This is a genomic window from Allostigmatella hybrida (assembly GCF_020103775.1).
GTDB lineage: Bacteria > Myxococcota > Myxococcia > Myxococcales > Myxococcaceae > Hyalangium > Hyalangium aurantiaca.
Genome location: NZ_JAHXBH010000001.1, coordinates 610261 through 628165 on the forward strand (window position 1 = coordinate 610261; position 17905 = coordinate 628165).

24 protein-coding genes and 1 pseudogene are annotated in these 17905 nt (G+C 67.5%); 18 read left to right on the forward strand and 7 right to left on the reverse strand.

Annotated elements, in window-relative coordinates:
- Complete coding sequence (gene ddpX / locus KY661_RS02320; RefSeq protein ID WP_225408623.1) at window positions 1-603, forward strand: D-alanyl-D-alanine dipeptidase; 603 nt, start codon at window positions 1-3, stop codon at window positions 601-603.
- A gap of 8 nt (window positions 604-611) precedes the next feature.
- On the opposite strand, the gene KY661_RS02325 is transcribed toward ddpX, so the two are convergent.
- Window positions 612-1391, reverse strand: a complete 780-nt coding sequence (locus KY661_RS02325) for a VOC family protein (protein WP_225408624.1) — start codon at window positions 1389-1391, stop codon at window positions 612-614.
- 10 nt (window positions 1392-1401) lie between these two features.
- On the reverse strand, window positions 1402-1755 hold the full coding sequence (locus tag KY661_RS02330) for a DUF1428 domain-containing protein (protein ID WP_225408625.1): 354 nt from the start codon (window positions 1753-1755) through the stop codon (window positions 1402-1404).
- A gap of 72 nt (window positions 1756-1827) precedes the next feature.
- On the opposite strand from KY661_RS02330, the gene KY661_RS02335 reads away from it, so the two are divergent.
- On the forward strand, window positions 1828-2268 hold the full coding sequence (locus KY661_RS02335) for a MarR family winged helix-turn-helix transcriptional regulator (protein ID WP_225408626.1): 441 nt from the start codon (window positions 1828-1830) through the stop codon (window positions 2266-2268).
- 243 nt (window positions 2269-2511) lie between these two features.
- Window positions 2512-2805, forward strand: a complete 294-nt coding sequence (locus KY661_RS02340; RefSeq protein WP_225408627.1) for a hypothetical protein — start codon at window positions 2512-2514, stop codon at window positions 2803-2805.
- A gap of 24 nt (window positions 2806-2829) precedes the next feature.
- On the opposite strand, the gene KY661_RS02345 is transcribed toward KY661_RS02340, so the two are convergent.
- The gene (locus KY661_RS02345; protein ID WP_225408628.1) at window positions 2830-4239 is read right to left on the reverse strand and encodes a carboxypeptidase regulatory-like domain-containing protein; all 1410 of its coding nucleotides are present in this window, start codon (window positions 4237-4239) and stop codon (window positions 2830-2832) included.
- 145 nt (window positions 4240-4384) lie between these two features.
- On the opposite strand from KY661_RS02345, the gene KY661_RS02350 reads away from it, so the two are divergent.
- From KY661_RS02350 to KY661_RS02360, 3 genes are all read left to right on the forward strand, one after another.
- Window positions 4385-5137, forward strand: coding sequence for an endonuclease I family protein (locus tag KY661_RS02350; RefSeq protein ID WP_225408629.1), 753 nt, complete (start codon window positions 4385-4387; stop codon window positions 5135-5137).
- Between the two features lie 224 nt (window positions 5138-5361).
- Entirely contained in the window at window positions 5362-6033 is a 672-nt protein-coding gene (locus KY661_RS02355; RefSeq protein ID WP_225408630.1) for a glutathione S-transferase N-terminal domain-containing protein, read from the forward strand.
- Window positions 6030-6503, forward strand: coding sequence for a cupin domain-containing protein (locus KY661_RS02360; protein WP_225408631.1), 474 nt, complete (start codon window positions 6030-6032; stop codon window positions 6501-6503). Before KY661_RS02355 ends, KY661_RS02360 begins: the two co-directional genes overlap by 4 nt.
- A 54-nt stretch (window positions 6504-6557) precedes the next feature.
- Here the strand turns inward: KY661_RS02360 and KY661_RS02365 are convergent, their stop codons facing one another.
- Window positions 6558-7256 carry an aspartate/glutamate racemase family protein gene (locus tag KY661_RS02365; RefSeq protein WP_225408632.1) on the reverse strand — a complete coding sequence of 233 codons (699 nt, stop codon included), beginning with the start codon at window positions 7254-7256 and terminating at the stop codon, window positions 6558-6560.
- Window positions 7257-7501: 245 nt separating this feature from the next.
- On the opposite strand from KY661_RS02365, the gene KY661_RS02370 reads away from it, so the two are divergent.
- The 9 genes and pseudogenes from KY661_RS02370 (at window position 7502) to hxsC (ending at window position 12621) form a co-directional block, all read left to right on the forward strand.
- Window positions 7502-7633 carry an RCC1 domain-containing protein gene (locus tag KY661_RS02370; RefSeq protein ID WP_225409171.1) on the forward strand — a complete coding sequence of 44 codons (132 nt, stop codon included), beginning with the start codon at window positions 7502-7504 and terminating at the stop codon, window positions 7631-7633.
- Window positions 7590-7703, forward strand: coding sequence for an RCC1 domain-containing protein (locus tag KY661_RS02375; RefSeq protein ID WP_225408633.1), 114 nt, complete (start codon window positions 7590-7592; stop codon window positions 7701-7703). Before KY661_RS02370 ends, KY661_RS02375 begins: the two co-directional genes overlap by 44 nt.
- A gap of 21 nt (window positions 7704-7724) precedes the next feature.
- A pseudogene (locus KY661_RS37505) lies at window positions 7725-7769 on the forward strand (hypothetical protein); the annotation flags it as partial.
- Window positions 7770-7796: 27 nt separating this feature from the next.
- A complete protein-coding gene (locus KY661_RS02380) occupies window positions 7797-8102 on the forward strand; it encodes an RCC1 domain-containing protein (RefSeq protein WP_317987211.1) in 306 nt (101 codons plus the stop codon).
- 405 nt (window positions 8103-8507) lie between these two features.
- Window positions 8508-9056: a hypothetical protein gene (locus KY661_RS02385; protein ID WP_225408635.1), complete on the forward strand. Its 549-nt coding sequence runs from the start codon at window positions 8508-8510 to the stop codon at window positions 9054-9056.
- Window positions 9053-9658, forward strand: a complete 606-nt coding sequence (locus KY661_RS02390; protein WP_225408636.1) for a hypothetical protein — start codon at window positions 9053-9055, stop codon at window positions 9656-9658. Before KY661_RS02385 ends, KY661_RS02390 begins: the two co-directional genes overlap by 4 nt.
- Window positions 9648-10007 carry a His-Xaa-Ser system protein HxsD gene (hxsD, locus tag KY661_RS02395; protein ID WP_225408637.1) on the forward strand — a complete coding sequence of 120 codons (360 nt, stop codon included), beginning with the start codon at window positions 9648-9650 and terminating at the stop codon, window positions 10005-10007. The genes KY661_RS02390 and hxsD overlap by 11 nt, the downstream gene beginning before the upstream one ends.
- A gap of 10 nt (window positions 10008-10017) precedes the next feature.
- Entirely contained in the window at window positions 10018-11460 is a 1443-nt protein-coding gene (hxsB, locus tag KY661_RS02400; protein WP_225408638.1) for a His-Xaa-Ser system radical SAM maturase HxsB, read from the forward strand.
- Window positions 11461-11466: 6 nt separating this feature from the next.
- Window positions 11467-12621 carry a His-Xaa-Ser system radical SAM maturase HxsC gene (gene hxsC / locus KY661_RS02405; protein ID WP_225409172.1) on the forward strand — a complete coding sequence of 385 codons (1155 nt, stop codon included), beginning with the start codon at window positions 11467-11469 and terminating at the stop codon, window positions 12619-12621.
- 6 nt (window positions 12622-12627) lie between these two features.
- On the opposite strand, the gene KY661_RS02410 is transcribed toward hxsC, so the two are convergent.
- A complete protein-coding gene (locus KY661_RS02410) occupies window positions 12628-13089 on the reverse strand; it encodes a helix-turn-helix domain-containing protein (protein ID WP_225408639.1) in 462 nt (153 codons plus the stop codon).
- Window positions 13090-13281: 192 nt separating this feature from the next.
- On the opposite strand from KY661_RS02410, the gene KY661_RS02415 reads away from it, so the two are divergent.
- Window positions 13282-14190 carry a protein kinase domain-containing protein gene (locus KY661_RS02415; protein WP_225408640.1) on the forward strand — a complete coding sequence of 303 codons (909 nt, stop codon included), beginning with the start codon at window positions 13282-13284 and terminating at the stop codon, window positions 14188-14190.
- Between the two features lie 131 nt (window positions 14191-14321).
- Window positions 14322-14513: a hypothetical protein gene (locus KY661_RS02420; RefSeq protein ID WP_225408641.1), complete on the forward strand. Its 192-nt coding sequence runs from the start codon at window positions 14322-14324 to the stop codon at window positions 14511-14513.
- 345 nt (window positions 14514-14858) lie between these two features.
- On the opposite strand, the gene KY661_RS02425 is transcribed toward KY661_RS02420, so the two are convergent.
- Both KY661_RS02425 and KY661_RS02430 read right to left on the reverse strand, forming a co-directional pair.
- Window positions 14859-15959 carry an alpha/beta hydrolase gene (locus tag KY661_RS02425; protein ID WP_225408642.1) on the reverse strand — a complete coding sequence of 367 codons (1101 nt, stop codon included), beginning with the start codon at window positions 15957-15959 and terminating at the stop codon, window positions 14859-14861.
- Window positions 15960-15994: 35 nt separating this feature from the next.
- Window positions 15995-16780, reverse strand: coding sequence for a helix-turn-helix domain-containing protein (locus KY661_RS02430; RefSeq protein ID WP_225408643.1), 786 nt, complete (start codon window positions 16778-16780; stop codon window positions 15995-15997).
- Window positions 16781-16941: 161 nt separating this feature from the next.
- On the opposite strand from KY661_RS02430, the gene KY661_RS02435 reads away from it, so the two are divergent.
- Window positions 16942-17898 (forward strand): alpha/beta hydrolase family protein, encoded by a 957-nt coding sequence (locus KY661_RS02435; protein ID WP_225408644.1) that lies wholly within the window; start codon window positions 16942-16944, stop codon window positions 17896-17898.
- Window positions 17899-17905: the final 7 nt, after the last annotated feature.

The window sequence follows — 17905 nt, forward strand, 5'->3', positions numbered from 1 at the left end:
GTGCTGCCCGCGGCGACGTTGGCGGTGGCGCTGTGGCTGGGGGCGGGCAAGGAGCCGCCGCTCGTGGATGCCACGGAGGCAGTCCCGGACCTGGTGGTGGACATGCGCTACGCCACGGAGGACAACTTCCTGAAGCGCAAGGTGTACCCGGAGGACGCGCGGTGCCTGCTCCTGCCGGACGCGGCCCGGCGCCTGAAGAAGGCGGCGGACGTGCTGCGCGAGAAGGGCTACCGGGTGAAGGTCTACGACTGCTACCGGCCCCGGGCGGTGCAGTGGGAGATGTGGAAGCTCGTGCCGAAGCCCGGGTACGTGGCGAACCCCAAGTTCGGCTCGAACCACAACCGCGGGGCGGCGGTGGACCTGACGCTGGTGACGCGCGAGGGCGAGGCGGTGGAGATGCCCACGCCCTTCGATGACTTCACCCCGGCGGCGCACCATGGCTACAAGGGCGGCACCGAGGCCTCGCGCAAGCACCGGAAGATTCTCCTGGAGGCCATGGAGGGCGCGGGCTTCCTGCGCAACAAGATGGAGTGGTGGCACTACGACGTGCCGGGCGCGAAGGGCATGCCCGTGCTGGACGTGCCCTTCACGAAATCCCCGTAGCGTTCGCGCTACTTCTTCCGGGGGCCCACCAGGCCGAACGTCGCGCCCTGAGGGTCCTCGACGATGCTGGTGAAGATATCGCCGGGAACCTCGGACGGGCCGTCGAGCAGCTTGGCGCCCTCGCGGGTGGCGGTGGCCGTGGCGGCGTCGATGTCCTCGACGCCGAAGTAGAACATCCACCGGGGCGGCAGCGCTTCCGTGGGCTGGCGCATCAGGGCTCCGAACGTCTGCCCATGGTGCTGGAGGAACTGGTAGTCGCCCAGCTCGCCCATCGGCATCGCGTCGCCTTTCTCCCAGCCGAAGTGGCTGCCGTAGAAGGAGAGGGCGGCTGCGGGTTCCTTGGCGGCCAGCTCATTCCACTGGCAATGGCCCGCCTTCGAGGGATGGAACGAGGTGCTCGTCCCGCCCTCGACCGCGCCGCGCATCACGTAGAACAGCGCGCCTTGCGGATCCCCCACCATCGAGAAGCGGCCGACGCCGGGAACATCGGCCGGTGGCAGGTGCTTCGCGCCCCCGGCGGCGACGATGCGGGCCACGGCCGCGTCCACGTCGTCCACGGCCACGTAGCCCAGCCACATGGGACGCATCCCGGTGGGGCTTTGGCTCACGGGGATCTCCATCGAGCCGGCCACGTCCGTCTCACCGGTTCCGAAGAGCCGGTAGCCCTTTTCCGAGCCATCCATGGAGCGCGTCCGCCAGCCCAGCACCGCGCCGTAGAACCGGGCCGCGGCGCCGAGGTCGGTCGTCAGCAGCTCGTACCAGATGAAGTCGCCTGAAGCGTTCGCCATGACCGGGGCCTCACTCATCCACGATCGACATGAAGCCGCCGAAGATCATCCGCTTGGCATCGAACGGCATCTGCTCGCCCATCGTCTGCATGCGCGGGTCGGTCATCATGCGCTTGTTGGCGGCATCGCGCACCTCCTTGGAGGGGTACTCGATCCAGCTGAACACCACGACCTCCCCCTCCTGAGCCTGCACCGCGCGCCGGAAGTCAGTGAGCTTTCCGTCCGGCACATCGTCGCCCCAGCACTCCACCACGCGCGTGGCGCCGAACTCCTTGAACAGGTGCACCGCGCCGGCGGCATGCTTGCGATACACCTCTTTGTTGGCTGCGGGCACAGCGGCCACGAATCCATCCACGTACTTCATCGGGAGCCTCCGGGAAGTGCACCGGACCGGTGCGGTTTGACAGGATAGGTTGATATCAACATAATGTTTGGCATGTCAAGGAAAGTCCCCTTCGAGACCACGCTGGAGGTGCGCGACACGTGCCTGTGCCTGCACGTGCAGCGGGCCGCGCGCGCGCTCGCCCGGCGGTTCGACGAGGCCCTGCGGCCCGTGGGGCTGACGCACGGACAGTTCTCGCTGCTCAACGCGCTCAACCGGCCCCAGCCCGCCACCCTGGGCGCGGTGGCGCGGCTGCTGGTGATGGACCGCACGACGGTGACCGCCGCCCTGAAGCCGCTGGAGCGGGATGGGCTGGTCTCCATTCAGGCGGACCCCAGCGACCGCCGGAGCCGGCTGCTGACGCTGACCGGGAAGGGCCTGGAGACCCTGGCCGCCGCCGTGCCCATCTGGCGGGAGACCCACGCGGCCATCGATGCGGGACTGTCCCCGTCTTCCCCGGACGGGCTGCGCGCCGCGCTGCTCGCGCTGTGCTGAAGCACCCGGCGCAGCCCTCGAAGGGTCCGCCGCAACGCGAGGAGGTGCGGCGGGACAACGCCCCCTCCGCCTGCTTGTTGATGCCCCCAACGCGGTCCATCCCCAGATTTTCCCTGCGGAAGCGACACGATCAGGAGGCATCACATGGCTTTTCGATGGCAAGCAGGCGTGCTAGGAATCGCGGCGCTGACGGGAATGGTCTTTCAGGGGTGCGCAGCGTCGCGTGAACAACAGGCAGCCCCGATGGGAACCTCGACGATGGGCTACGGCGGCAGCGGCGAGGAAGCGACGGATGCGGCCGCGGAGCCCGTGGGGAATGCGCAGGCGGCCACGGTGAACCTGGAGGAAGCCCGCCAGCAGTGCCAACGGGTCGCCCGTGACGTCAAACGGTACTCCCGGGTGATTCCGGGCCGGGCCTATGTGAGCGGGGACGGCACCGCGAAGGTTCAGCTCTACGTGGGCAGGCCCTATACGAACATCAGCGTCGACTGCACCTACGACGCCCGGACGGGCTCGGCCGAGGTTCCCCCGAAATAAGGCCCTTGGGGGCGCAGGACGGCTTCAGCGCGGAGCGGGCGGAGCCGGAACAAACGGGAGGTCTCCCAGTTCCTGGGCCTTTCCAGGCTCCAGGGTGACGGGGTGAAAGGCCTTCGCGCCCGGGCGTTGGAGCTCGAGCGTGTGCGCTCCGGGGGGAAGATCGCGAAACACAAAGCGGCCATCCGCTTGCGTGACGGCCAGCCCGTACCGGGCCGTGAGCACGGTGATGTCCTTCAGGGGCTCTCGCGTGATGGGGTCGACAATCCGCCCCGAGAGGGGCACGCCGGGATACACGCGCACGTCGATGGACGTCAGGGCACGGGCCTCCGTGTCGAAGGTCCACTCGGTGCGCTCGCCATCGGCCAGAGACACATAGAGCCGGTATCGCCCCGGCGACAGCGCCAGCTCGAACCGGTCTCCCATGAAGTCCAGGGCACGCGTCTCCTCCGTGTCCAGGGGCGTCACCTCCAGGTGAAAGTCCCGAACGGCATGGCCCCGTGAATCGGTGACGTGGCCCTGGAGGCGGTAGGCGCCCTCACCAGGAGCAGGCCCTTTCGCTTCAGGGATCAGCGTCAAGGCCACACGTGCGCCTGCGGCCAGCTCGACAGGCTGGGGCGGGCTCCGGCCTCCTTCGGGCGAGGAGGCCTGGACGCGATACGTGCCCGGTGCCAGCGGGCGGAGGTGAAACGCCCCCGTCGCATCCGTTCCCACCCGGCGGTCCGGGGCGTGGGTACCCTCGGCGAAGACCTCGACCCGCGCGCCCAGCACGGGTGAACCGTCCGGGCGCGTGACGTGGCCCTCGAGCCGGGCCCCCGCGCCCAGCACGATGCGCAGCCCACCCAAGGGCTGATCCAGGCTCACGGGGATGGGCGCGCCCAGGGCTCCGGCCTCCTGCGCGCGCACGGCGGAGAGGGCATGGCGGCCGGGGGGAAGCGTGAAGGAGAAGCGGCCCTGGGCATCCGTGAGGGCCGTGGCCTGGGTCTGACCCGTGGCCCGCACCGTCGCGCCGGGGACGGGCGTGCCCTGGGGGGTGACGGTGATGCCCTCCACGGTGACGCCCCGGATCAGATCCAAGGTGAGCGGGCTGGGGAAAGGAACCCGCACGAGCGGCAAGACATACGGAACATGGCCCGGCGCGTGGGCCTCCAACCGGTACTTGCCGGGGGGCACGTCCGAGAAGCGGAACTCGCCGCTCCCGGTGCTGGAGGTGACGTGCAACTGCCGGGCGTCCACCTCGTCCGGGTCCTGGAGGCTGGACAGGAGGGCGCGGGGGATGAGGCGGAGCTCCACCCGGGCGAGGGGCTCGCCGGTGCCCCGCACCAGGGTGGTGCCGGCCAACGCCTCCTCCGGCTCAGCCGGCTCGCCGAGGAACCAGAGGCCCACGACGGAGGCGGCCACCGCGACGGCCGCCACCCCGGCCAGGCTCTGTCTCACGGTGCCCTCGCGCTCAAGGCCTTGATTCTACAAAGTCGGTGTATAGGCGCAACTGTAGGCAAAACACGCCGATAATGCGGAGGTGAACCCACTCAGCCTCCCGCGAACCTCTTCCCGTCCCACGCCCCCGGTGTTCCCGGAGGCCGTGTCCCGTTCCACGCCGGCGGCTGCGCCGCGTGCCTCGGGCCGCCCGGCCCCAATGGCCTGGGGAGACTCCTTCACCCCCTCGGCCTCCTCCAAGGGGGCGAAGCGCGCCGAGACGCCACAGACGCCCCCGGCGGATCCATTCGAGGGGCTGCGCGACCAGGCGCTGCTCCGGGCCATCCAGCAGTCGTCGGCGGGCAAGGACGTGCCCAGCTACAACGAGGCGCGGAAGATCCTCTTCACGGACCTGGACGTGCACGGCGGCAAGGTGGAGTGCGTGTACACGGGGCGGGAGATCGCCGGGGGCCGCATCCCGAGCAGCACGGACATGAACGTGGAGCACACCTGGCCGCAGTCGAAGGGGGCCACGGGGGACGCGAAGAGCGACCTGCACCACCTGTTCCCGACGGATGCGAAGGCCAACTCCAGGCGGGGCAACTTCCCATTCGGGGAAGTGAAGACGGTGCAGTGGAGCCAGAACGGCGCGAAGTTCGGCCTGGACGCGCAGGGGCGCAAGGTGTTCGAGCCGCCCGATGAGCACAAGGGCAACGTGGCGCGGGCGATGTTCTACTTCTCGGCGGAGTACAACAAGGCCATCCCCAACGACGAGGAGTCCGTGCTGCGCCAGTGGAACACGCTGGACACGGTGGACGCGGCCGAGGTGGCACGCAACCGCCGCATCTCCGGGCTGCAGGGCAACGTGAACCAGTTCGTGGAGCACGCGGAGCTGGTGGACCGCATCCGGGACTTCTGAGGGGCGCTGCCTCAGAACTCGAGCCCACCGCCCGGGAGCATCACCCGCGTCCCCGTCAGAGGCCTTTCCCGGTCCCTCTGTGCCCTCCCGCCCCGCGTTCATGGCCTGCTTTGTGATGCTAACTTGACCCATCAACAGGAGCTTGCCCATGCCCGTCCTCGTCGAACACATCCTCGGGCACTACACGAGCGTCGAACGTTAGCTGGCGCTCGAGGCCAACCCCCATGCACTCACACTTCCCGCTCCCGCTCCGGCTCACCGGACGCAGTGGTTCTCACTTCACGCGCGTCGCGAGGATGTTCGCGCACGAACTCGCCGTGCCGGTCGAGCTCGACGTCGTGCATGACCTCACGAGCCTCGATCCCGCGGCTTACGGTGGGCACCCCGCCCTGAAGCTCCCGGCGCTCCATGTCGAAGGTGCCTTGCTCTTCGGGACGGACAACATCTGCCGCAGGCTCGCGGAGATCGCAGGCCGTGCGAACGATCCGCGCGTCGTGCTCTCTCATCACGTCACCTCGGACCTCGTGCGCAGCGCGCAAGAGCTGGTGTGGCACGCGATGGCAGCGCAGGTGCAGCTCGTCGTCGGCCTTCAGTTCGCGAAGCTCCCGGCCGAGAACATCTTCTTCACGAAGGCCAAGGCTGGGATGCTCGGCGCGCTCACGTGGCTCGACGCGCACCTCGGCCAGGTGCTCGCGGAATTGCCATTACCGCGTGACGTCAGCGTCTTCGAGGTGGCGCTTTTCTGCCTCGTCGAACACATCGTCTTCCGGCCGTCGGTGTCCCTCGACTCGTTCCCGAAGCTCCGCAGCTTCGCGGCGGAGTTCGCCTCACGCGAGTCCGCGCAGTGCACCGTCTTCCGCTTCGACCCAGTCCCGGCTCCCAAGGAGACCCCATGACATTCAAACGCCCCGCCCTCGATCCGTCCACCCTCACGCCGCGTACCACGTCGGGTTACCCGGAGGTGTTCCGCCCTCGCGTGACGCCACGCGAAAAGCGCGCGCTCGGCGACGCGCTGGGCCTCACGCGCTTCGGCGTGAACCTCACGACGCTCTTTCCCGGCAAGGAGTCGTCGCTGCGCCACTACCATGCGTGCGAAGACGAACTGGTGTTCATCCTCGAAGGCGAAGTCGTGCTGCGCACCGACGAGGGCGAACAGGTGCTGACGGCGGGGATGTGTGCGGGCTTCCCCGCCGGGTCTACGAACGGCCACCAGCTTGTCAACCGGAGCGGCCAGCCGGCGCGTTACCTCGAGATCGGCAACCGCGCCCCGGCGGACACGGTCGGCTACTCCGACGTTGACCTCGTGTGCAGCAAGAACGCCGAGGGCGCGTGGGTCTACACGCGCCGGGACGGCAGCGCGTACTGACGGCGGGAGCGGCGAAGGCCCCTGCAACCTTTGTCCAACGGTTCGCCCCGGTGCTCACGAACGCGAAGCCAGACAGAACTCTGCGGCCTTGATCGCGTGAATGGACGTCGTGTCGAACACGGGGACCGGGACGTCCTTCTGTTTGATCAGCAGGGTGATCTCCGTGCAGCCAAGGATGATCCCCTGCGCGCCTTGGGCAATGAGCCCCTGGATGATGCGCTGGTAATGCTCGCGTGAGGCGCCGTTCACGCGGCCCAGGCACAGCTCGTCATAGATGATGCGGTGAACCACCTGGCGCTCCTCCTCCGGAGGCACCACGACGGTGAGCCCCATCTCCAGCAGCTTGCCCTTGTAGAAATCCTGCTCCATGGTGTAGCGCGTTCCCAGGAGCCCCACGGACTTCACGCCTTGGTGGATGATCTCTTGCCCCGTCGCCTCGGCGATGTGCAGGAAGGGGATGCGGATGCTGGCCTTGAGCTCCTCCGCGAGCTTGTGCATGGTGTTGGTGCAGAGCACCAGGATGTCTGCGCCAGCGCGTTCGATGGACTGGGCGGCTGCTTTCAGGAGAACGGCCGCCTCGTCCCACCGTCCTGCGCTCTGGCACTTCTCGATCTCAGCGAAGTCGACGCTGTAGAGGACGATCTTCGCGGAGTGATGACCGCCGAGCCGGGCCTTCATGTACTCATTGGCGATCCGATAGTACTCGGCCGAAGACTCCCAGCTCATTCCACCCAACAGTCCAATGGTCTTCATCGTGGCTCCCACTTTAGCTCAGCCACCCAGCGCCCGCGCGGCGTCACGGCCTGCCGGGCGGGAAGAAAGCGGCTCTCCCGCGTTGGATGATCGACGCGATTTCAGGGAGCCGAATGATGCAAAGACGTGTGAAGGGGTGGCTGTACCGGGTTCTGGGGACGGGACTCGGAATGTGGCTGGCTGTGGGCTGTGGGCAATCCGTGGAGGAGGCCAAGGCGTTTGTCTCGCAACGCCCTGAGGTGAAGATGGCCCGGGGGCCCGTGCGTGTGGCTGCGGGAGAGAGTCACTCCCTGGCCGTGCATCCCGATGGCACGCTCTGGGCTGCGGGGCGCAATGCCTATAGCCAGCTGGGCCGTGCAGGTCTCCGGCTTGAGTGATGTGGTGTCCGTGGCCGCGAGTGCCTTCCACTCGTTGGCGGTGCGCTCCGATGGCACCGTGTGGGCGTAGGGGTTCAACGCCAACGGGCAATTGGGGGATGGCTCTGGCAATGCTTCTCACTGGACCCCGGGTCAGCTCCCTGGGCTGAGGGACGTGGTGTCCGTGTCCGCGGGCGCTTACCACTCGTTCGCCATGGACGCGGAGGGCTCCGTGTGGGCGTGGGGGACGAACTCCTATGGCCAACTGGGAGACGGCACGATCACCTCGCGCAGGACTCCTGTGCAGCTGACAGGGCTGAGTGGGGTGACGTCCGTGGCGTCCTGCGCCGCCGTCAGCGTTGAAGTGTTCTCGGTGGCCCTGACCTCCGGCGACGGAATTCCGTGGGCTTGGGGCACCAACACGGATGGACAGTTGGGGCATGGGGGCCCGCCCCTGTACGCCGCCACCCCTGTGCGCTCCTTGCTGTAAGGAGTTTCCACCCTGTACCCAAGCTCGTGGGGCTCCAGCCCACCAGTCTTCTCATTGCGCTGGTGGACGACGGGCCCAAGCCAGGAGGTCGGCGGCGTCTGGCTCGCTTCCTGAGCGGTCCTGCCTCCCTCTTTGGAGGGATATGCATTCGAAGCACGTTCCGGCATTATTCGCCCCGGTGTCAGGCAAGGGGTGAAGGCGCGCATGGACAGACAGGGGCTTCGGGGGTGGAAAGCCTTCGTGGGAGGTCTGGCCGTCCTCCTGGGGCCAGCGGCCCTGGGATCTGAACCGGACCCTTGGGCCGTTCCCTCCACGGCGTGCGTTGGAGGCAACTGCCGTTGGAAGGCCGCCCGTGAGCAACAGGAAGCGGTCGAGCAGCAGCGTGTCCGGGCCCGTGAGGCCTTGATGAAGACGCTCACTCCCCCCATCCGCGCCGGAGAGTCCGATCTCGTCTGGATTCAGCGCGTGGATCAGGTTCTCGCGGGAGTTGAAGCCGCTGCGAAGCTTCCTGGAGACCGGGAACTGGCGGCGCGGTCGCTCGATGCCAGCAATTGGGCCCGGCAGGAGCGGGGGAAGCTGGCCCTGGTCGGCGCTGAGCGGGCTGTGGTGCTCCAACTGTTTCGCCTCTCGGAGGCACCCTCGGCACGGATCCTCACCCTCGAATCGGACACGGTGCTGCTCCACTGCTCCATGGAGAGAGATCGCTGCGTGGGCGTCTACTTGGTGGGCCGTGACAAGGCGGGCCGTGTCCTCAACGCACCTGCTCAAGCGGAGGAAACCGTGGCCTTGCTGTCGCAAGCGCTGGGCCAGCCCGTTCCGCTTCCCGCCCCGCCAGCGAGGGAGGGGACGCAGGGCCCCACAATGTCCACCTGGACGGTAGGGACGGTGCCAGTCGTCGCCCGGTGGCGGAACTCGGATTTGATGGAGCTGCGTGTGGGGGACCTGAAGCCATGAGCCACAAACCTCCAGTCCTGCTCTCCGTGAGCTCCGCGCTGCTTGCGTTGATTGGCGGCGCCGCACCCTCGGGCCTTCTGGTTCCCGGCGTGGAGACTTCGGGCGACCCCTTCCGCCGCAAGGAGGAAGAGGACTCGCACCACGAAGTGCTCCTGGTGGAGCCCGCAGGCGGGCCTCCCGTCCTGCTCGCAGGGCACCGCTCGCACCGCTCCCATTCCTCGCATCGCAGCCACTATTCGGGCAGCGGCGGCTCCCGTCGCGTCTACGTCCCCACCTATGTGCCGCCCGGGCCATCCCAGTCCTCGACGCCCAGTCCTCCACCCTCCCGGAGCGCCGGTACGTCTACCGCATCCGAGTCCACTTCCTCCCAGAGGGCCGAAGTGCCGCCGCGCGTGCCGCGGCCCGCCCGCGTCTCGTTCGTCGCGTTCCCCGGTGGCCGCATCTTCGTGGACGACAAGCCCGTAGGGCAGGACGTGACGGCGCCCCTGGAGCTTCCGGCGGGGACGCACGCCGTCCGCGTAGAAAACCGCTTCGTCGGGCAGGTCACGGTGGAGGTGGAGCTTCTCGAAGGACAGACTGGCGAGGTGATGCTTGAGTGGTAGTCCTTCCCTGTCGCCGGACGTGCCCGGAGCCTTCTCCTTCCACGAGGGGGTGGTCCTCCTCACGCTCGACTTGCGCGTCTACCGCCTCGCCGCCGTACAGAAGGCCAGCTACCGCTTCGCGGAGCACTTCACGGTGGTCTTGGGCACTCCGGACGGGCAGCTCCTCCCGGTCACCTGTCTCTTCCGTCCAGACACCCGCGAGGCAGAGGCTCTCAATGTCGTCCGGCGCTACTTCCAGGAACTGCTGGACCAGGAGTTGCGCGAACAGATTGGCGAGGAGACGCGGTCCGTGCGCGCGTTGATTCTCGCCCAGGCCTTCTCCCGGACCGGCCTCATCCGGCGGGACTGAGAACCGCTCCATGTTCCAGGAACGCACGGCCTTCGGACCCGACCCAGATTACCGGCTCTCGCCCTTCCGGTTCAGCCCGCTGGATGACCGCCGGTACGTGGTGACCAACGACGTGGGGGAACACGTGGTGCTCTCGCGCGAGCACTTGGTCGCCTTCGTGCAGCGCACGCTGCCGCCGGACTCTCCAACGTACAAGGCGCTCAAGTCCCGGCACTTCATGTTCGACCGGCGGTCGCGCGTGGCGTTGGACCTGCTGGCGCTCAAATACCGGACGCGGGCCGAACAGCTCGCGTCCTTCACAGGCCTGCACATCTTCGTGGTCACGCTGCGGTGTGACCACTCCTGCCAGTACTGCCAGGTGTCGCGTCAGGTGGAGGACCGGACCCGGTTCGACATGACGCGGGAGCACGCGGACCGGGCCCTGGACCTGGTGTTCCAGAGTCCCTCTTCCGCGCTCAAGATTGAGTTCCAGGGGGGCGAGCCGCTGCTCAACTTCGGTCTCATCCGCCATGTCGTCGAACGCGCCCTGACGCTGAACCAGCCGCTGGGGCGGGACCTCCAGTTCGTCATTGCGACGAACCTGTCCCCGTTGTCTGAGGAGATGCTGTCGTTCTGCAAGCAGCACGGCATCTTCCTCTCCACGTCGCTCGACGGACCGGAAACGCTGCACAACGCCCACCGTCCCGTACGAGGTGGAAACAGCCACCAACGGACGGTGGAGGGCATCCGCCGTGCGAGAGAGGCCTTGGGCGGCGAGGCTGTATCCGCGCTCATGACCACCACGCGCACCAGCCTGGACCGGGTGGAGGAGATCATCGACGAATACGTGCGCCTGGGGTTTCACTCCATCTTCCTGCGCAACCTGAGCCCCTATGGTTTCGCGGTCCGAGGGAAGGGCGGCCAGGACTACGACGTCGACCGGTGGATCGCCTTCTACCAGCGAGGGCTCGCGCACATCCTGGAACTCAATGCCAAGGGGTACGCGCTGCGCGAGGAATTCACTACCCTCCTCCTGCAGAAGCTCTTCTTGCCCCGGGGCTCGAACTACGTGGACCTCCAGTCGCCAGCGGGCCTGGGGATCGGTGCGCTCGTCTACAACTACGACGGTGCTGTCTACGCCTCCGACGAAGGCCGGATGCTGGCGGAGATGGGCGATCTGTCCTTCCGGCTGGGGCATGTCGCCAACGACGGCCACGCCGCCCTCCTGACGTCTGAAACCCTGCTGGCCCACTTGAGCGATACGATGCCGGAAGGCGTGCCCATGTGCAGCGACTGCGCCTTCCTCCCGCTGTGCGGCGCGGATCCTGTCTTCCACCGCGCGACGCAGGGGGACGCCGTGGGGCACAAAGCCTTCAGCGCCTTCTGCAAGAAGCAGATGGCGGTGCTTCGGCACCTCATCACCCTGCTCGAAGATGACCCGTCGGCACGCGAGACACTGCTCGGGTGGCTGTGAGCCATGATGCCTTCCCTGTCCGCGCCGGGCCTCCGTTCTCTTTCTCGCCCATCCACTCATTCATTCCTCGGGCGGATCCGCGTCGGACCCCATGCCGTACCGGACTCCAAGGCTCCGGAAATCCTCCTCGTCCGTGAGCCGCGGGGGCCATTGCCTCCGGGGTTTCGCGCGTACTTGCTGGAGAGTGGGCGTCCTGACGTGGAGGTTCCGGATGCCTATCTGCTGCCTGCCGGTCTGTTTCCTCTCGCGGAAGGAGACGTGGTGAGGGTGGAGCCTTCCCAGGGGAGGGTGAGCGCGCTCTACCGGAAGGCGTCACTCTCGAACAGCCTGCTGGTCACGGAGCGATGCGACAACTACTGCCTGATGTGCTCGCAACCGCCGCGCCCGCATGATGACTCCTGGTTGCTGGAAGAGCTGATGGAGCTCATCCCACTGATCTCCCCGGAGACCCGCGAGCTGGGCATCACGGGAGGCGAGCCCGGGCTGCTGGGAGAGGGGTTGCTGCGGCTCGTGGAGCGGTTGAAGACGCATCTGCCGATGACGGCGGTCCACATGCTCTCCAATGGCCGGCGCTTCTCGGAGGAGGGCTTCGCCCAGGGGCTGGGCCGGCTGCGGCATCCGGACCTGATGGTGGGCATCCCGCTGTACTCCGACCTTCCCGAGGAGCATGACCACGTCGTGCAGGCGCGGGGGGCGTACGACGACACCGTTCGCGGCATCCTGAACCTGAAGCGGGCGGGCATCCGGGTGGAACTCCGGGTCGTCATCCATGCCTTCACCCACGAGCGTCTTCCGGAACTGGCGCGCTTCATCGCCCGGAACCTGCTCTTCGTGGACCACGTCGCGCTGATGGGGCTGGAGTTGATGGGGTTCGCGAAGACAAACCTTCCGAAGCTCTGGGTAGATCCGCTCGACTACCAGGAGCCCCTGCGCGCAGCGGTGCGGATCCTGGACCGGGCAGGCGTCAGCACGTCCCTCTACAACCACCCGCTCTGCGTGCTCCCCACGGACCTCCATCCCTTCGCGCGAAAGAGCATCTCCGACTGGAAGAACGTCTACTTCCGCGAGTGCGAGGGCTGTTCCCTGAGAGAGGCCTGCGGCGGGTTCTTCGCCTCGTCGTCGCTGAAGCGCAGCCGGGGCATCGCACCCGTGCGCCCGTGATACTCCCTATGGGGACTTCGGCTTGAGCTCCGGGGACGGTTCCGGAGAAGGCTCTGGGGAAGGCTTCGCGTCGTCCCCGACGACCGCCGCTACCGCGAACATCACCAGTCCCACGAAGCCCGCCAGTGCGAGCAGCTCTCCCCATCCCGAAGAGGCCTTGGGCTGGTTGGTCACCGCCTCTGCGGCCCGCTGCGCGCGCTTCATCGCGTCCAGTACCTGGGCATTCAGCTGCTGGACGTCGAGCCCGAACACCCGGGCGATCTGGCTGAAGAGGTAAGCGTCCGGCTGCTTTCCGCTCTCGATCTTCGACAGCATCGACTGGGAGATGCCCAGCCCCTGGGCCAACTCGGCCTGGGTCATGTTCCCGTGCTGTCTACGGAGTTGGGCAATCACCTGACCCAGCACCAGTCCATAGGCCTCGCTCTCCTTGGCGTCCGGCCCGCCGGGGACGTTGTGCGCACGCGTCATGACCCCTCGTTCATAAACCGCTGGCCAAGACGCTTCCAGGTCAAAGGAATGGCCTCAAGGATTTGGAATAAAATTCTCATGTCAGCTTGCCATCTTAACTTCGTGGGTTATTTCAAGGAGCCCTTGTATGCCGGTCTGGTGGGCTACTCCGCCAGCAATCCCCGGGTGTGAAGGGGCCAGGACAAAAAAACTATGGAAATTCAAGGACATATCACGGTGCAGCAGGAACTCACGGGCGGTGGCCTGGGTAAGCTCCTGAAGTGCCAGGACGAGGCGGGACAGTTGTTCGTCGCCAAGTTTCCGAAGGACACCTCGCCGGAGAACCAAAGGCTCATCGATGACGAGGCCCGGCGGTTCCAGCGGTACCAGGGGCGCTATGTCGTGCGGTACCTGGGGCCAGTCACGCTCCAGGATGGGCGCCGGGGCTTCGCCATGGAGCTGATGGACGGGGACCTTACGGCCCTGGTCCGGCAGCGGCTGCCCGTGGAGCGGGTGTTGGGCTACCTCATCACGGTGGTCCAGGGGCTGGAGGAGGTCCACGCCTCCGGGCGGGGCGCGTTCCATGGTGACCTCAAGACCGGGAACATCCTGCACAAGGACGGGGTCGCGAAGCTCGCGGACTTCGGCCTCGCCCGGGGCGGCCTGGGGCAGACGGTCATGCTGGGCAATCACAACGGAGGGACCCCAGGTTACATGCCTCCAGAGGGGCTGGCGTCCCCGTCCGGAGACATCTACTCCCTGGGGGCAGTGGCGTTCGCGCTCCTCGTGGGCCGGGAGCCCCAGGCCTACGAGGTGTTGCGGATCCAGATTCCGGGAGCGCCCGGACTGGAACAGCTCATCAACCAGATGCTCGCGACCCAGCCGGGCATGCGGCCCAGCATCAGCCAGATCCGGGCGCGGCTCGGTGCGCTGAGAGCCCAGGCGCTGGCTCAGGCCCAGGTGCAGCACTTCCCTCCGAAGCGCAACGTGCTCCGGATTCCGACCGTTCCGACTCGACCTCCGGTCTCGGCTCCATCTTCGTCCGCTTACGGTATGGGCGTCGCGGCCGCCCTGGTGGCGTTCGTGGGCTTCGGCCTCCTCCTCGCGGCGAACAAGGACTGACCATGGCCGAATCACGTGCTCATCAAAGGGCGAAGCTCCGATCCGCGGGCTTCGGTGGCCAGGTCGAAGTCCCGCTGCCCAGTGGAAGGCGGCTGGACGCCCTGTCTCGAAACGGTGTCTGGGGAACGGAAGTGGAAACGTCCGGCTCCTTCCCGCGGCTTCAGCTCGCGGTGGAGCGGCTCCTGGAGAGTGGGACCCGACAGCGGGTGCTCAGGGTGCCCATGCGCCACATGGCGCTCGCGGCCGTCGTGCTCCGGCGCATGAGCGTTTCTGCCTGGGTGTTGAACATGGACGGCTCGCAGAGGTTCTTCGTCGGAATCTGAGCCGGTGGCGCGGCGCTCCGGGAGCCCTTCTCCTGGAGCCGCGAAGTCATTCCCAATCCGTTCAGGAGTAACGGTTCTGAACTTCCGATGCATCCGTACAAAGTGCGGGAGAGCCGGTTTTGTGGCTCTCTCGCAAGTTATATGGAGCCTGAGCGCCTGAGGATGGCCGCACGAGCAGGGCTCGCCTGCTCGCTGACGCTGAACCACACGAAGTGAAGGAGAGCCCCAAACCGGGGCAAGCCCGGGGGCCCATGGCCTCGTTGCATCGGCCTGCGGGGCTCCTATCGCTGGTCAGACTTCATCGCCGGGTCACAGCGCGAGGAGCAACTCATCGGCCCGGTGCCGCTATCTGCTCCGCTTGCGTGGGCTCGGCCGCCGAGTCCCTTTCTTCGCGGCGCTCTTCTTCTTTGCAGCGCTCTTCTTCGCGGCGCTCTTCTTCTTCGCGGTGCTCTTCTTCACGGTGGGCTTGGCATCCGGGGGCGCGACCGAGGGGTAGAACGCGCGCCGTAGGGCCTGCTCGTAGTCGCGCAGGAAGGACTGAGCGACCTGAGTCTGCTCGACGAGGTTGAAGGCGTGGACAGCCCGTGGGTACACGTGCAGCTCGGTGGGCACGCCCGCCGCCAGGAGCCGGCGTGCATACTCCAGATTCTCTTCCACGAAGAGATCGAGCGCGCCCACGCTCACCAAGGTAGGAGGCAGACCTGCGAGTGAGGCCGCGCGCGCGGGGGCCGCGTAGGGAGACACGTTCGCGCCTCCGGGCTTCTGGCCGAGCAGACATTCCCAGCCGAAGCGGTTGGACGCGCGCGTCCAGAAGAACTCTCCCACGTGGGGGGCAGGGTCGACTCCCGTGGCCGTGCGATCATCGATCATCGGGTAGATGAGCACCTGGAAGATGACGGGCACCTCGCCTCGATCCCGGACCATCAATCCCAAGGCCGCGGCGAGTCCGCCCCCCGCGCTCTCGCCCCCAATGGCGATGCGGCTCGCGTCCACGCCCAACTGCGCGGCGTTCGCATGCAGCCAGCGCAGCACGGCGTAGCAGTCCTCCACGGGACCTGGAAAGGGCGTCTCGGGGGCCAGGCGGTAGTCCACCGAGACGATGACGCACCCGACACGGCTGGCGAGCCACCGGTTGCCCACGTCGTTCATCTCGGGCGAGCCGATGATGTAGCCACCGGGGTGCATGTGCAGCATCGCGGGCCACGCACCCGGAGACTTCCGCTTGGGCCGGTACACGAGCACCCGGACCTCGGGCGCGCCCGGCGGACCCGGCACCCAGCGCTCGGACACCTCGACATCCTTGGGCAGCGCGGCTGGCGCTCCCTTCTCCAACCCTCGCGCCAGCTCGAGCCGCATGCCAGGCAGCGTCTCGCGCGTGGGGGTGAGCTCGGACCACTGTTTGATGAACGGATGTAACTCGGGGTCGACGAGGTGCCGCGACGGCATGGGGCGCTCCGGGGGCAGGGCGGTTTGCCTCCTTCCTACCCTTCGGTCCGGGCCATTTCCATCGCACCCCGAGCGCCCGCGCGCTTCAGGAAGGCGCCCGGTGTGAGCCCGACGAGCTCCCGGAAGTCGCCAATGAGGTGCGCCTGGTCGTAATAGCCCGCGTTTGCGGCGATGCGTCCCCAGTCCTTCGAGGTTGCCGCCATCCCCACGGCACGCTGCAAGCGAACGGCCCGCGCGAAATCCTTCGGTCCGATGCCGACGCTCTCCGTGAAGGCGCGGCGAAGATGCCGCGCCGTGACGCCAAGCCGCTCCGCCACGCTCTCCACCCGGACCTCGCCGCCTTCGAGCAAGCGAACCGCGCGGCGAGCGAGCCGTGCCGATGCCGGTTCGAATGCCGGGTGGGGACGAAGGGCAATCGCGTGGGAGATCCGGTCAAGCATCTCCGGCAGGCTTCGCGCCGCGAGGAGCTCATGGCAGAGGTCGCCGCCCGGTCGGCCCCAGAGCTCTTCCAACGGGATGATCTGGTCCGTCAGCGCGCTCGCTGCCACGCCCAGGAGCGGCGCCGACCAGCCTGGCTTGAACTGAAGGATGACCGCCCGCGCGACGCCGGGTGAATTCTTGAACAGCGCCCGCGTTCGCGGGCCCGCGACGCACACATCCCCTTTGCGGCCCTCCTCGAGCACTCGAAAGACAAGGGTCGTTCTTCCGTCGGGCAGCCGCTCGTGACAGGCGCGGCCAGCGACTGGCACGACACCGCGAACGTCCTCGACGAAGCGGGAAAGCGAGAACGTCAGAGCGGCGGAGTCCATCGTGCGCGGCACCCTCGCATCCTCGCGTGTCCACCGCGGCCGTTCAAGGCGGCGCGGAAGGAGCGATGAAATGTCCGGTCCTTCCAATACGTGGAGCGCGCCGCGCCTCATATTCCGCGCTCTCGTCTCCGGTCCTTTTCACGGGGCCGAGCCCACGGAAGGAAATCAACATCATGAGCAAACCGACTCCCGCAGCCAGAATCCCCAGCGCGCCTACTCCGGTCTTCTCGATCAGCCCCATCGTGCTGCCAGCTCCCGGCCGCGCCGTCGATCTCCAGGTGCGAGTCTCCGCGCCGGTGACCGGAGGCGAACTGCCCATCATCTTGATCTCGCACGGCCACGGCCGCTCCAACCACCTCTCCTCATTGAACGGCTACGCCCCCCTCGCCAACTACCTGGCGGCGCACGGCTTCGCCGTGATCCAGCCCACCCATCTCGATTCAAAGACGCTCACCCTCGGCTCCGGTGACCCCGATGCGCCTCTGTACTGGCGTTCGCGGGCCCAGGACATGAAGCGCATCCTCGACCAGCTCGACGCGATCGAGCGCGCCGTCCCTGGGCTCGCCGGGCGCTTGGACCGGAGCAAGGTGGCCGTTATCGGGCACTCGATGGGCGGGCACACCGCGAGTGTGCTGCTGGGCGCGCGGCACAAGGATCCCCGCGACGGAACGGAAGTGAACTTCACCGAGCCCCGGATCAAGGCGGGCGTGCTGCTCGCCGCGCCCGGCAGAGGCGACGCCCTCAGCAAGTCCGCCGCCGAGAGCTACCCCTTCTTCTCGACCATCGACTTCTCCACGATGACGGCGCCCGCGCTCGTGGTCGCCGGAGACAAGGACGACTCTCCCCATCTGACGGCCGCGGGCCCCGGCTGGCACGCTGATCCATACCTCCTGGGCCCAAGCCCCAAGTCCCTGGTCACCCTGTTCGACGCAGGGCACGGGCTCGGCGGGATCTCGGGATACGACGTCGCCGAGACCACGGACGAGAACCCCGAGCGAGTGGCTGCCGTCCAGCGCCTCACCTGGGCCTACCTCCGCACCGCGCTCTACCCCGGAGACTCCGCTTGGCAGGAAGCGCAAAGCGCGCTGACGGGCGCCGCCAAACCGCTCGGACGGGTCGAGTCCAAGTAAGCGAATC